The 14,283-nt window shown below is 62.4% G+C and carries 11 protein-coding genes and 2 pseudogenes; 5 read left to right on the top strand and 8 right to left on the bottom strand.

The annotated features are described in order from the left end of the window. Together C481_RS15965 and C481_RS15960 are read left to right on the top strand one after the other, a co-directional pair. A partial coding sequence (locus tag C481_RS15965) for a type II/IV secretion system ATPase subunit (RefSeq protein WP_006110322.1) occupies window positions 1-988 on the top strand: 988 nt, incomplete at its 5' end. Window positions 989-1,080: 92 nt separating this feature from the next. Beyond that, complete coding sequence (locus C481_RS15960) at window positions 1,081-1,965, top strand: CheF family chemotaxis protein (RefSeq protein ID WP_006110320.1); 885 nt, start codon at window positions 1,081-1,083, stop codon at window positions 1,963-1,965. Window positions 1,966-2,004: 39 nt separating this feature from the next. On the opposite strand, the gene C481_RS15955 is transcribed toward C481_RS15960, so the two are convergent. From C481_RS15955 to C481_RS15940, 3 genes are all read right to left on the bottom strand, one after another. Then, a complete protein-coding gene (locus C481_RS15955) occupies window positions 2,005-3,219 on the bottom strand; it encodes a chemotaxis protein CheC (RefSeq protein WP_006110319.1) in 1,215 nt (404 codons plus the stop codon). A gap of 6 nt (window positions 3,220-3,225) precedes the next feature. Beyond that, a complete protein-coding gene (cheY, locus tag C481_RS15950; RefSeq protein ID WP_006110317.1) occupies window positions 3,226-3,582 on the bottom strand; it encodes a chemotaxis protein CheY in 357 nt (118 codons plus the stop codon). A 388-nt stretch (window positions 3,583-3,970) separates the two neighbouring features. Then, window positions 3,971-4,780, bottom strand: a complete 810-nt coding sequence (locus C481_RS15940) for a CheR family methyltransferase (RefSeq protein WP_006110315.1) — start codon at window positions 4,778-4,780, stop codon at window positions 3,971-3,973. A 239-nt stretch (window positions 4,781-5,019) separates the two neighbouring features. On the opposite strand from C481_RS15940, the gene C481_RS21985 reads away from it, so the two are divergent. The 3 genes from C481_RS21985 to C481_RS15930 are packed head-to-tail and all read left to right on the top strand — an operon-like array spanning window position 5,020 to window position 7,852. Further along, a complete protein-coding gene (locus C481_RS21985) occupies window positions 5,020-5,478 on the top strand; it encodes a hypothetical protein (protein WP_161605636.1) in 459 nt (152 codons plus the stop codon). Beyond that, window positions 5,432-7,078: a methyl-accepting chemotaxis protein gene (locus tag C481_RS15935; RefSeq protein ID WP_006110314.1), complete on the top strand. Its 1,647-nt coding sequence runs from the start codon at window positions 5,432-5,434 to the stop codon at window positions 7,076-7,078. Before C481_RS21985 ends, C481_RS15935 begins: the two co-directional genes overlap by 47 nt. 9 nt (window positions 7,079-7,087) lie before the next feature. Next, entirely contained in the window at window positions 7,088-7,852 is a 765-nt protein-coding gene (locus C481_RS15930) for a bacteriorhodopsin (protein ID WP_006110312.1), read from the top strand. A gap of 224 nt (window positions 7,853-8,076) precedes the next feature. Here C481_RS15930 and C481_RS15925 read toward each other — a convergent pair. The 5 genes and pseudogenes from C481_RS15925 to C481_RS15905 all read right to left on the bottom strand — a co-directional run bounded on the left by C481_RS15925 (window position 8,077) and on the right by C481_RS15905 (window position 14,207). Continuing rightward, window positions 8,077-9,838, bottom strand: a pseudogene (locus C481_RS15925) (globin-coupled sensor protein). A 125-nt stretch (window positions 9,839-9,963) separates the two neighbouring features. Next, complete coding sequence (locus C481_RS15920) at window positions 9,964-10,437, bottom strand: chemotaxis protein CheW (RefSeq protein ID WP_006110310.1); 474 nt, start codon at window positions 10,435-10,437, stop codon at window positions 9,964-9,966. Between the two features lie 11 nt (window positions 10,438-10,448). Continuing rightward, window positions 10,449-12,061, bottom strand: a pseudogene (locus tag C481_RS23205) (methyl-accepting chemotaxis protein). A gap of 140 nt (window positions 12,062-12,201) precedes the next feature. Then, window positions 12,202-13,416, bottom strand: coding sequence for a chemotaxis protein CheW (locus C481_RS15910; protein WP_049904702.1), 1,215 nt, complete (start codon window positions 13,414-13,416; stop codon window positions 12,202-12,204). After that, window positions 13,413-14,207 carry a ParA family protein gene (locus C481_RS15905; RefSeq protein ID WP_006110308.1) on the bottom strand — a complete coding sequence of 265 codons (795 nt, stop codon included), beginning with the start codon at window positions 14,205-14,207 and terminating at the stop codon, window positions 13,413-13,415. Before C481_RS15905 ends, C481_RS15910 begins: the two co-directional genes overlap by 4 nt. Window positions 14,208-14,283: the final 76 nt, after the last annotated feature.

Here is a 14,283-nt window from a genome sequence, read left to right as displayed (position 1 = left end):
CCCGATGACCGACGCCGAGCCGATCGTCGACTCCACGCTACCCGACGGCTCGCGTCTGAACGTGATCTACAGCGACGACGTGAGCGTGAAAGGGCCGAGCCTCACCATCCGTCAGGGCGACGAGGTCCCCCTCTCGGTCACGCAGATTACGAACTGGGGGACGCTCTCGCCCGAGTTAGCCGCGTACCTCTGGCTGTGCCTCGAGAACGAACGCACCGTCTTCGTCGTCGGCGAGACGGCGTCGGGGAAGACGACGACGCTGAACTCCATCATGACGTTCATCCCCCGCGACTCGAAGATCTACACCGCGGAGGACACCGCCGAGGTGCTGCCGCCACACGACACCTGGCAGCAGCTCCTGACGCGGGAAAGTCGCAGCGAGGACAGCGCGGACGTCGACATGTTCAACCTGGTCGAGGCCGCACTGCGGTCCCGCCCGGAGTACATCGTCGTGGGCGAGGTTCGTGGCGAGGAGGGTCGCATGGCGTTCCAGGCGGCCCAGACCGGCCACCCGGTCATGCTGACCTTCCACGCGAGCGATATCGTCTCGATGATCCAGCGCTTTACCGGGGACCCGATCAACGTGCCCGAGACGTTCATGGACAACGCCGACGTCGCGCTGTTCCAGAACCGCGTGAAACAGGGCGACGACGTGCTCCGTCGCGTCACGAGCGTGCAGGAAATCGAAGGCTACTCCGAGGAGATGGACGGGGTCGTCACCCGACAGGTGTTCTACTGGGACCCCGTCGAGGACGAAATCGTCTTCCAGGGGATGAACAACTCCTACGTCCTGGAAGAACAGATCGCGACCCTGCTCGGCTACGCCGACACCCGCGACATCTATGACGACCTCCAGTTTCGCGCCGACATCATCGAGCGGATGATCCAGGAGAACATCCTGGAGTATCACGAGGTGAACTCGGCGATCGACTCCTTCCAACGCGACGGCGTCGAGGGGCTGCCGTTCCACGTGACGCGGCCGGACTGACGAGCCGCCGACCGCCGACTGTGACGGTGGCGACGAGTTCGTCAGCGACCGTCGTGTAAAGAGCTAAGAGATTTCGCCCAGAAGAACGGAGTATGACTGAAGACGTCGTCGCCGACTTTACTGGCAGGTTTTTCCGTAACCACGGTGATTCGCCGGCCACGCCAACGTCGGGACGGATCATCATGACCAGACGGCGGCTCGTCCTCGCGACGAACGACGACAAGACGACGATTCCGCTCTCGACGATGATCGATATTAACGTCGGCAACGTTCCGAGCCACGTCAAGCAGTTTTTCGACGATACGGTCACGATCGGGTACGACGTGGACGGAACGACGCGAAGCGCGGTCATCGAAAGCACGGGCGAAACCGTCGACACCTTCGTTGCGATCCTCTTCCGCTGTCTGCTCAACGGCCGAAAGGCGGCGGTCAAACACCCGTCACGCGTCGGCGGGCGCGTGAAAGACACGCCCGTCGTCCCGGGAAAGATCCGCATCAAGAACCGGCAAATCGAGGTCACGACCAAGCGCGACACGTTCAGCTTCGACGTCGAAACCGTCATGCGAATCGAGCGCTCGAACAAGCTCGGCGACCGCGACGACCGCGTCACGCTGGTCGTCAAGTACATCGACACCGACACCGACGCCGGGCTGACCAAAACGTCGCTAATCTCGCCGTCAAAGAGCCAGTACGTCAACCTGCTCGGCCGATTCCTCCGCCTCGAGTTCGACGACCTGCGCGAGGAAGTGGCGGATATCGATCTGACGAACCCCGAAAAGCGCGTGCTGGTCGGCATTCACGCGACGGGCGGCGACATCGACTTTACGAACATGCTCGACGGCGACCCGGCCTACGTGACGAACGTGTTGAACTCGGTCCAGAACAAAGACCTCGTGCTCGAGAACGGCAACGGGCTGTCGCTGACTGCGAAGGGACGGATTATCGTGAGCGAACGGATCGAAGACGTCAACGCCTGAGGCGACCGGCAGACGGCGACGAACGAAACGACGGTACCGTTATCGGTCGAACAGCTCGTCCGGATCGACGCGCGTATTCTCCGAGTTCTCGATCAGCAAGTCGTCGAGCGCCTGCTTGAGTTCGGCGCGGCGCGGGAGCGCGAGCATCTGACAGGTAAACACCTGGTCGCTGTTGGTCTGGATATTCGAATCGAGCATGAACGCGTGGTCGTCGGTTTCGGCCATCTGGGCCGTGATCGGCGTCATGATCGAGGAGCCGGTGTCGGCGACGAACTGGGGCGGTTCGTGCTTGATCTCGGCGTTCAACACGTTCGCCCAGCCGTCGACGAACCCGCTGGTCATGATGTTGCCGAGTTCTTTCAGCGCCCCCTGCTCGACGGACCCCCACTGTTCGTCTGTCTCCATCGGCACGAGCGAATCGACGACGGCGCGACCGGAGGGCTGGTCGAAGAGAATCACGAGATTCCCGCTGAATTTCCCGTCGAACGGCATGACCGTGCCGACGTAGCGCTTGTTGCCGACCTCCATCGGAATGTCCGCAATCGGCACCAGCGTCAGTCGGCTGATCTCGACGGTCGTATCGATGCCGGTCATCGACGTGATGTTCGTCGCGGCCTTCTCCGCACCCTCCTTGGTCATGTCGTTGAAGACCTTGAGCTTCTCCACCGAGACGATGTCGTCGGTCTTCGGCTCGAACGCGCGCTCGAGCGAACTCGAGTCGGGAACGAGAAGGATTCGAAAGTCGATCGGTTCGTTGACCCCGTCGTGGGACGCCTCGACGCGACTCCGGAAGACGAACAGGTAATTCTCCTCGTTCGTCGCGGACTTCGGGAGCACGTCGGTACCGGTCCCCTCGATGTACGCCGGCGGCGAACTCTTGATCTTCGCGTTCAGGTAGTTCGCCCAGCCGTCGACGAAGCCGCTGGACATGATGTTGCCCACTTCCTTGATGCTGCTCTTTTTCTTCGCCGGATCGTCGGCCGGGACGAGTTCGTCCGTGATGGCCGTTCGGCCCTGCTCGTCGAACGCCAGGACGACCTCGCCCGCGATCTCGCCGGAGAGGTCGATGTTGACGCCGGCGTACTCGTTGCCGATGAACTCGTACTGGAGATCCGACGAGGCCATCAGGGAGACGTTCGTCACCTGGACGGTCGTACTGATGCCGGTGAGCTGGGAGAGCGACTCGGCGGCCGATTGGGCACCGTCGTGAGCGAGCTCCTGGTAAGTCTCGAGCTCGCGGATGTCGATTTGCATGGAGAATTACTCGGCGGCGATGCTGTTGAGTTCTTCCAGGACGCTCTCCTTCTGGAACGGTTTCGTGATGTACCCTTCGGCACCGGCTTTGATCGAGTCTTTCATCTGCTCGGCCTGCTCGACGCTGGTGCACATGACGACCTTTGCGGCGGAGTCCATATCGGTGATCTCGTCGGTCGCCTCGATTCCGTCTTTGATCGGCATCACGATGTCCATAAAGACGATGTCCGGCTGTTCTTCCTGATAGAGTTCGACGGCTTCGACCCCGTTTTCGGCCTCGCCGACGATGGTGTGGTCCTCCTCCAAAATTTCACGGAGGAGATCCCGCATGAAGCCGGAATCGTCCGTGATCAGCACATCCATGGACGAGTCAATACACTCAGATTACTTAATGATATTGACCAAGATAATGACACTGGGGGCTGTGATAAACACGGCTGTGAGCACCGGTGAGAGTCGTGATGATGGTAATACTGATCGTGAGGGAAAGGGGATAGTGATGGTGGTGCGTGTCCATCGAACGTATAACGAGAATCAGAGGGTCAAAAGATCGGTGTTCGAGATAATCAGAGATAGCGGCGTTGACACCGCCTGTGCGTCGCTCGAGTAGGGACGGTTCAGGTCGACTGCACTGCCGGACGGCCATAAGCTTTACAACCGTATGGGCATAAACCGGTTTTATATCTGATAATAGAAGCGAGGATACGGGTTAGTACATCCGGTCGGCGGGGAAAACAAACGCGTTTCGGTCCTACGTTCGACGGTAGATCCGATGGCGATTGTCAGTCGCCTCGAACGTGGACTTGAGGGCCGGCGGAATCGTCTCGCTTTTGCCGATGACGAGATAGCCGTCCCGGCGAAGTGACCGGGCGATCGTCTCGAGCATCGAGCGCTTGTACTCGGTGTCGATGTAGATAAACAGGTTCCGGCAGGTCACGAGGTTGAATCCGGATTTCGACGCGCCGCTGATGAGGTCGTGTCGTTCGAAGGTAACGGATCGTTTGACCGACTCGCGGACGCGATACGTGTCGGCGTCGGGATCGTGGTCGACGTACTGCTCGTAGTTCGAGAGGAACCCGAGTTCACCGCCGAGGTCGGTCGTTCGGGAGTCCTCGTAGACGCCCCGGCGGGCGACTTCGAGCGCGTCCTCGCTGATGTCGGTCGCCAGGATTTCGACGGCGTTCTCGTCGATCCGGGGGTCGTCGTGGACGAGCATCGAGAGGGAGTAGGGTTCGCGCCCGTCCGCACAGGCGGCACTCCAGATGGTGAGTCGCCGTTCGCTCGCCGAAAGCGTTCGGAGAACGTCTCGGAGACCGTCCCAGACCGCGGGGTTGCGGAAGAAGCCCGTGACGTTGATACTCATCGAATCGAGCAGTGCTGCCTGTTCGTCGGCATTCGCCCGGAGGTACTCGAAGTACTCGTCGTAGTCGTCACACTCCGTTCGTCGGAGTCGAGCCGTGACTCGTCGGTCGAGGTAGCTATCGTTGTAATGGCTGGTCGAAAATCCCAGTTCGGTTTCCATATAATCGAGAAGCGCGGTGAACGAGTCGTCGGCAGTCACGGTTCTACTTAACTTTCAGATTTCGTGCAATAATAATCTTCCGACACTGTGTGGCCGTCTTACGTGTCCCTAATCGTTGATTCGCATATGTATATTCGAAGATATGTTATCGCCGTGAATGCGGAAAACCGCTGGCAAGCCCCGAGATAGCGACCGTCGTTCGTTGCGTCGCGGCCCACAAACACCAGTCGCGTGTAAGTCCAGCACCGATCGTTTGCCTTTACCATCATAGTACTGCCATGAACGTCCTCGACAGTACTTCTCACGGCGTCCTCGACAGAGAGATACTCGAGAGGACCCTCTCGAAAGCCGCGGAACGATCGAGTGGCCCCGTGCCAGCCTTGAACTTTGCACTCGGACGAACACCACCGCTCTATCCACGCGCCGTACGCGCGTTACAACTGGCTGAAACCACGAATCCGGGCGCGGTTACGCTGTGGGTCTTACCTGTGGTGGGAGTGGTATCTCTGCTCACGGCAGCAGGCGCCGTGATTGGAGCGGCAGCGACTGGTCAGCGATACCGTGTCTCGTCGTACGAGTCGCCGGCAACAACGGTTATGTACGCCGAGTGTGAGGGATACGGTACTATCGAGAGTCGGTTCAGCCAGCCGGTTGAACTGACCCTATACCACGCTGCGAGGAGACTACGGGATGCAACTCGATTCACTGATACCGACGACGATTCGACGCCAGTATAGTGTTAAAATAGCCGTCGCACTGGGCTGTGTTGCCGCCGTGACGATCGGATTCGGAGTGCTGTTCGGACTCCACATCGTCAACGGGCCGGCGGACGGGATCCAGGATCGAGCCATCGCCGCGCTGACCGGATTACTGGTCGTTTTCTCGGTCAATCTCGGGCTCGTCGGGATCGTCCTCGGCGGCAACGTCGCGCTCGCACTTCGCCAACTCGGTGACAGCGCCGAGCGGATCGGTGATGGCGAGTTCGACGTGGACTTGGAAACCGACCGCGTCGACGAGATCGGCCGCCTGTACGGGTCGGTGGGGACGATGCGTGACTCCCTCGAGACGACGCTCAAGGACATGGAAAGCGAACGGGAGCGGGCGCAGACGGCCCAGCAAGAGGCCGAACAGCAGGCCGAACAGTTGGAGGCGGAGCGAGAGCGGATTCAAGATCTCCAGCACCAGGCTGAGCGCCAGAATTACCTCCTCGTCGAGGAGGCACAGCGCTTTTCGGCCGTGATGGACGAGTGTGCCGACGGCGATCTCAGCCAGCGCCTCGACCCGCAGGTCGACGACGAGGCTATGCAGGCGATCGCCGACTCGTTCAATCGGATGCTCGACCAGATCGGCGATGTCGTCATCGAGGTTCAGGAGACGAGCGAGACGGTCGATGAGATGTCTGCGGATCTCCAGGGCTCGAGCCAGCAGATCCGCGCAGCCAGCCAGGAAGTCGCCGAGTCGGTCCAGGAGATCGCGGACGGAGCGACGGGACAAACCGACGACCTCGAAGTTGCGGCAAGCGAGGTCAGCGACCTCTCTGCGGCCACCGAAGAAGTCGCCGCGACGACCTCCGAAATCGCGACCCAGTCCGAGGAGATGTCGACGCTGGCGGACGACGGCCAGCACGCTGCCGCCGACGCGGCGGACAATATCGACGAACTGGTCGCGACGACCGAACGCGTCGTCGGGACCGTCGACGAACTCAACCGCGAGGCGGACCAGATCGGCGAAGTCATCTCGCTCATCGACGACATCGCCGACCAGACGAACCTCCTCGCGCTGAACGCGAACGTCGAAGCGGCCCGCGCGAACGAGAGCGGTAACGGCTTCGCCGTCGTCGCCAACGAGATCAAGGCCCTCGCCGAGGAGACGATGGACGCCGTCGACGAAATCGAGGGCACGCTCGAATCGATCCGCGACCGTACCGAGACGACCGCGGACGAGATTACGACGGTCGACTCGAACATCAAGATGACTGCAACGCGCGTCGAGGAGCTCCAATCTCAGCTCGAAACGATCACCACGGAAGCTGATCAGATGGACGCGAGCATTCAGGAAATCGCCCAGACCGCAGACGACCAGGCGAGTTCAGCCCAGGAACTCGCGACGATCGTCGACGACGTGACAAGCGTCTCGGCGGAGACGAGTAGCCAGTCCGAACAGGTCGCGGCTGCAGCCGAGGAGACGACGGCGACGACCGAGAACGTCTCGTCGATGGCGGGCGACCTCGACGAGCAAGCACAGCGGCTGAACGAACTGCTTGCGACGTTCACGATCGAGAGACGGACTGATGCGACGCCGGCCGCGGCTGGCGTCCCCGGCGCGGGTGACGACTAACGAGTGCCGATGATCGAACACACCACCACCTTCACGCTAACGAGTGCGATCCTCGCGGCGATGACCGTCGGCTTCCTCGTCCGGACGCGCCGGCTCGCGGTGAACTCGCGACGGTACGGCTACGCGGTCGTCGGTGCGTGCGCCGCGATGTGCGTGGCGTATCTGCTTATGGCTGCGGAGCTGCTGACCGTGACGACGACCGGTCGGGAAGAGTCCATCGCACGGTTTTTGGGGTACTCGATCGCCTGGGGAACGGTTTGTTACGTCCTCGGTGCCGTTTCGGGTGCAGACCGCCGGTATACGCTGGCGGCGTTCGGCGCGATTCTGATCAGTCTCTGGGCGACGGTAGCGAGTTGGATTCTCGGTGGCCGCGCCGGAACGCTCGTCTCGCTCGTCATCGCGGCCGGCGTGATCGCACTGACCGGCGTGCTGTACGGGCCGCTCGCACCCGGTGGGAAACGAACCGGCAGTGAACGACTACTGCTGTACACCCGACTCAAAAAACTGACCGTCCTCGCGTTCGTCGGCCTCCTCGTGACGGGGCTGCTGTCCGAGCAAAACCTCGCGTTTACCGACGCGTTCGTCGGCCAAACGCTCGCGACGTACCTCGATATCGTCTGGCTCGCCGGCTTCGGCGGCCTGGTTCTCGAGAGTACGGCTGCACTCGGCGATACCGCACCGACCGCTGCGATGAACTCGCCACCTACGGACGATATCGTGCCGGATAGCGACGGAGACGCCGACGTTCCCGAGACAGTTCACGCCGCAGATTGAGCCGCGCGGTTCGGCCGCTCGTTTCTCCACCGACCTCCCGCTCTCCCCGTCTTCGCTCGACGCTCTCCGCTCGTTCGCCGTGCGTTACTTCGTTCGATACCCGTGAGCCGCCACCAACGACTGCAACTGAACTCGAGAGGCCACCCGTAGTACCAACTGAAACTGTTCACACACTACTCACACAGTAGTCGTGCGATTAGGTGTACACTGTCTGTCAGTGGCTTTCAGTGGCGACGAGAGTTCGACAGTTCGTCCTGCGCGAGTCGGTCGACTTCCGATTCGATTTCGTCTACCAGCTCGTCGACCTGATCGTTTTGCTCGACGATCGCCTCGATTTCGTCGGCGACTTCGTGCGATTGGTCCATCGCAGTATCGGTCATGCTCGCGACCTCTTCGGTGCTTGCAGCCTGGTCGTCGGTTGCCGTCGCGACCTCCTGGATGCCGGTACTTGCCTCCTGTACCGAGTCTTCGATCCGTTCGAGATTGTCGACCGTCTCCTCGACCAGTTCGACACCGCTCTCGATTTCGTCGTTTGCGGTTTCGAGACTTTCGACGGTCTCGTCGGTATCCTCCTGAATCTGGTCGATCATCCGCTCGATGTTCTTCGCTTCCTCCTGGGACTCCTCGGCGAGGGACTTGACCTCGTTGGCGACGACGGCGAAGCNCGATCATCCGCTCGATGTTCTTCGCTTCCTCCTGGGACTCCTCGGCGAGGGACTTGACCTCGTTGGCGACGACGGCGAAGCCGTCACCGGCCTCGCCAGCCGTCGCCGCCTCGATCGACGCATTGAGCGCTAACAGATTCGTCTGGTCGGCGATGTCGTTGATCACGTCGACGATCTCGTCGATCTTCTGGACGCTCTCGCGCAGGTCTTCGACGTCCGCCGTCACCTCATTCGCCGCCTCGTCGACAACGCCCATCTTATCGATCGCTTCCTCGGCCGTGTCCGCGGTATCGTTCGCGATTTCTTCGGCGCGCTCGCTCGTCGCACTGACCTCCTCGGCGTTCGAGGCGATCTCCTCGACCGTCGCCGAGAGCCCCGCGACCTCGCTCGAAATCTCGCCCATCGCGTCGGACTGGCTGGCCGCCAACTCGCTGATCTCACCGGAGCGATCCGAAACCTCCGCCGACCGCTCCCGGAGTTCAGTGACGGACTGTTGGACGTTCTGCGAGACGTGCGTTCGGTGCTCGAGTTCAGCCTCGACGTCCGCGTAGGCGGTGATGTAGGTATCCATCGCGATCTGCTGGTCGACGTTCAGCAGTTTGAGCGCGGACAGCGAGTGCTCGACGACATCATCGACCATCGCACGGGCTTGTGAGAGCGGAACGAGCGTGTCGTCGCTGTCGCTCGCGTCGATCGTCCCCGCGATCTCGGCCCCAGTCTCGCTCCCGCTTTCACGTCCGCTTTCGACGCCGCTTTCGGCCGCACCGGCGGGAACAGCCGCTGCTTCCATATCCGCTTTCGCCTCGTCGGCGAGTGCATCGAGAATGCCCTCGTAGTAGATGGTATAGCCGCCGAGATAGAACTTCGGTCCCAGATCGAGCATGTCGTGAATCTTGCCGATCCTGGCCCGGCGCTCGACGTACTGTTTGCCGTACTCGCCGCGGCCGAGGTCCCTGAGATACTCGGACTGAGTTCGTTTGAGCGCCTCGACTGACTTCGAGGAACGATCGATAATCGCCGTCGCCGCCGCGTCCGACTGCAGGTGGTCGTAAAACTCCGCGACGAGTTCGTCGGCGATGTCGTCGAAGAGCGATTCCATCGACTCGAGCCGGTCGACGTCTTCGGGCCCGAAGCCGGTGAACGCCTTTCGCCGCTCGATCTCGCGGCGATCGAGGCCGATTTCGTCGGCGAGTGCTTCCCCGTCGACCTGCCGCCGATTCGTCGCGTCGATCGCGAACTCGGCTCCGCCCTTCGAATCCGAATCTGCATTCCGGCCCGACTCTCGGTTCCGGTCCCGTTGCTCGTCGCGTTGCGTACGCATTAGTCTCTTCTTTCGCCGATCCGATCATATACTTGATGGCAGCAGCCGAGTGCTGACGCCCGGTCGGAGTCGGCACCCCCCGAATCGAGCCCTGCTCTCGGGCGGCCGATCGACGCGTCGGGAACTCACACGCGAACCGCCGTCGGATCGATCCACAGGACGAACTCGTCGTCCTGGCGAACGATCCCCGCAATCCCGTCCCCCTCGACCGACGTATCCGCGGCGTCCGTCTCTAGCTGTCGAACCTGGTGGACCTCGTCCGCGAGCCACCCGATCCGATCCGTCGACCCGCGCTTTCGCTTGAAGACGATGATCCGACTCCCGAGTTCATCGCCGTCGTCCTCGCCGAAAATCGTCCGCAAATTCACGATTTTCGTGGTCTCGCCGCGCAGATCCATCACGCCCTCGACGTGGGCCGGCGTGTTCGGGATCGGTGTCAACTCGTCGGTGTTGACGATCTCCGCGACGTATCCGATATCGACGCAGTACCTGTTCTCGCCGAGATCGAACTCGAGGATGTGTGCGCTTTCGCTCGCGGTCGTGTTCGTCTGGCTCTCGTCGGGTTGTTGCGTGCCGTCGTCCGTGTTCGTCGTGCTCATGGCGGTAGTGGTCAGTTCGCGTCCGTCGAGAGGCGGCGGACGTCGGTTTCGATCTCCTCGAGCAGGTCCTCGACCGTCGTCGCGTGCTCGTCGATCGTTCCGAGACCGTCGACGACCTGCTGGGACTGTTCCATCGCGGTGTCGGTCATGCTCGCGACCTCTTCGGTGCTCGCGGCCTGGTCGTCGGTTGCCGTTGCGACCTCCTGGATGCCGGTACTTGCCTCCTGCACCGAGTCTTCGATCCGTTCTAGATTGTCGACCGTCTCCTCGACTAGATCGACACCGGTCGAGACGCGCTCGTTTGCCGTGTCGAGGCTTTCGACGGTTTCCTCGGTATCGTTCTGGATCTGCCCGATCATCCGCTCGATGTTCTTCGCTTCCTCCTGGGACTCCTCGGCGAGGGACTTGACCTCGTTGGCGACGACGGCGAAGCCGTCACCGGCCTCGCCAGCCNGTCGTTGATCACGTCGACGATCTCGTCGATCTTCTGGACGCTCTCGCGCAGGTCTTCGACGTCCGCCGTCACCTCGTCCGTGGCTTCCTCGACACCTTCCATCTGGTCGATGGCCTCCTCGGCCGTGTCCGTGGTATCGTTCGCGATTTCTTCGGCGCGTTCGCTCGTCGCACTGACCTCCTCGGCGTTCGAGGCGATCTCCTCGACCGTCGCCGAGAGCCCCGAAACCTCGCTTGCGATCTCGTTCATCGCGTTCGACTGCTCGCTCGCAAGATCGGAAATCTCGGTCGTCCGGTCGGTGACGGCGTCGGTCGAGTTCGCGGCGTCGCTGAGCGTGTCCTGAATGCGCGCGTGGGTGTTCTCGCGGTCGTCGCGAGTTCGGGCCCGTTCCTCGAGTCGGGACTCGTACTCCGCGAGTCGGGCGTCGTCCTCCGCGAGTTGCCGTTCGTACGACTCGACCCGCGATTCGTGGGCGCTCGCGTAGGATTGCATCGCGAGTTGCTGGTCGACCAGGGTCAGGCGCAGCAGCGAGAGCGTTCGGTCGACGACCGCGTCGACGGCGTCGTCGACGGCGTTGCCGCTGGCAGCGTCGACGGAGTTGGTGTCGTCGTCACGATCACGATCACGATCGCCACTCGGCACACCGTCTCCACCCGCGCTCCCGAACTCGGCTTTCACATCGGCACCGAGTTCTGCGAGGAGCGTCTCGTAGACGGCACCGAACGAGCCGATGTAGGCGTCGGGGCCGGCCGCGAGAAGGGTCGCGATGGCTGGACTCGCCAGCCGGTCGTCGAAGAACGTAGCGTCGGTTCGGCCCCCTTCGAGACCGTCTAGCAGCGCCGACTGCGCGGCTTCGAGGTCGCGCGTGCTCGCGTCGGGCTGTTGGTCGAGGGCGCTCGAGACCGCGGGATGGCGACAGGCGGCCTCGGTGGCGGCTTCGGGGAGATCCGATCGAGCACTCTCGAAGATGCGTGATAGCGAGTCGAGTCGGGCCTCGTCCTCGGCGTCCAGTGACACGAGTTCGGTCGCGCGGTCGACGCTTGCGGGGTCGACGGTGACGTTCGCGATGGCGTCTCTGTCCGCGTTCGAGGCCGGGCCGTTGCGCTCGGTGGCGCGGTCGGTGTCGGCCGCGGTCTCGAGACGGGAGGCTCCGCCGTCCGTTCTGGGCATAGTCGTGACAGTGATAGTCAGCTAAATAAGTGTTTTTGCAGATTCGGGTGAGGCGGGCGCTGGACGGCCATAACAGTCATATACGGTGGTCACTCGACCGGTGATCGAGCCTCGAGTCGCGACGGAAAACAGCGTCTCACCTAGTCGATCGTTTCGATGAGTTCGTCGATGTCGAGCCAGGCGACGAGCGTCGTCCGGTCGTCGCCGTCCTGTTTCTTGATGATGCCGCGGACGCAGTCGTGCTGGTGGTCGCCCGCGGCGTCCATCACGCTGCCCGTTTCGTCGATCTGGGAGTCGCGGTAGGTGACCGCCTGAGAGACGTCGGTCACGCGGACGCCGAGTTTCTGCTTGTCGTCGTCGCGTTCGAGCACCACGATGTACTGGTCGTCCGAGAGTTCGTTGCGCTCGACGTCGAGCATCGTCGTCGGATCGAGAACGCCCGTGATCTCGCCGCGCAGGTCCGTCACGCCGTCGATCGCCGTTGGGCCGCGCGGAAAGCGCGTGATGTCTTTCATCTCGACGATGGCGCTGATCCGGTCGATTTCGATGGCGTATCGGTTCTCGTTGAGATAGAACTCGAGCATCTGGATGGTCGACTCGTCGTCGTGGGCGGAGTGGATCAGCGTGTTGCCCTGCTCGAACATCTCATCCTTGCGACCGGCGGTGCCCTCGCCGTAGCCGTCCGTATCCTCCATCATGGCCGAGGCGTCGACGGTCGGTTCGGAGCCGACGTCCGCGAGGTTTGCGACGGCGGACTGACCGGCGATTGCGCCGCCGAGTTCGGTGGTGGTTGCGTTAGCGTTGGCACTGGCGTCGGCGGTGGCGGTCGCGTCGGCGGTCGTCTCGGTTTCGTCGTAGTTGACTGTGACGTCGCTGGTGTCGGTATCGGTTCCGGTGTCGGTATCGTTGGTGGCGGCAGCGTCGGCGGGTGCGCTCTCAGTTTCGGTAGCGGCTCCACCGGTACCAGTTCCGGTACTGTTGCCATCACCATCGGTGACGGCCACCTCGCCCTCGTGCGTCTCTTCGGGAGGTGTTGGTTCGGCTGTCGACGTGTCTGCTGCGTCGGCCGCGTCCGTATCCCGACTCGAGTTCACCTCGCCGTCCGTGTCCGAATTTTCGGACGGATCTGGGTTCGGTTCCGCGTCGGCAGCGGTCGCCGTTTCCCGCTCCGTCTCCGCTGCGCCCGACGGAGTGAGTTCGGTTTCGGTCGTAGCCGTCGATTCAGTCTCCGCCTCGGCCTCGGATTCAGATTCAGATTCAGATTCGGACGCCGTCTCAGCGTCGTCGTCGCTTTTGGTACCATTGGTCGCGCGATTGCGCATCTCTCGAATGCGTCGTGCTCTGTCGTCGGTCATGCCGGTACCTCCCGTGGGCCGCACTGCTCGTCGACCGTCTCGGCCACGTCGAGGAACACCTCGGTCATGTCCGTCTCCTCGTCGACTGCAAAGACGGAGTTGCCGGCGGCGAACGCCCGCTGGAGAGCGACCCGCTTTCGAACCCGGAACAACGGCACGCTCGGTAACGCCTCGTCGAACCACTCGAGCATCTCCGTCGCCGCCCGCGTGTTCTCGATCCGGTTTGCGACCAGCGCCCGCGGTTCGATCGTCACGTCGTGATCCATCTCGAGCGCCCCGACGTAGTCGAATAACAACTCGAGCGAGCGCTTGCTCGTCGGTTCGGCGAGCGCCGGGATCACGAGGTTTGCCGTCGCGTACAACGCGTTGTCCGTCAACAGCCCGAGGTGTGGCGAACAGTCCACGATCGTGACGTCGTAGTCGCCGTCGGTTTCGAACCGGTCCAGCAGCGTATCCAGCCGCGTCTCGCCGTCCGGTTCCTGGACGAGCGTCGATTCGGCCGCGTTCATATCGACGTTACTCGTGACGACGTCCATCTCCGCGTGTTCGCGGCGCAGGGCGTCGAGTTCGACGCCGGCCGGATCGACGAGACCGTCGAGCAGCGACGGCGGGTCGTCGTCGTAGGCCTCGAGCAGTCCGAGCCCCTCGGTCGCGTTGCCCTGCGGATCGAGATCGACGAAGAGCACGTCCCGTCCGAGTTCGTTCAACGCACCGGCGAGGTTGATCGCGACGGTCGTCTTTCCGACGCCTCCTTTCTGATTTGTCACACACAGCCGAGCAGCTCCCGCCATTCGAGTGAGTCGTTTCAACTCTGCCTACATAACTCACACGGCCAGGGAGTTCGTGGCGGCAGCAGTAGTGGCGGCG

The sequence above is a fragment of the Natrialba asiatica DSM 12278 genome, from assembly GCF_000337555.1.
Taxonomy (GTDB): domain Archaea; phylum Halobacteriota; class Halobacteria; order Halobacteriales; family Natrialbaceae; genus Natrialba; species Natrialba asiatica.
Note: the sequence above shows the minus strand (reverse complement) of the source record. Positions and strands in the feature narration are given on the sequence as shown.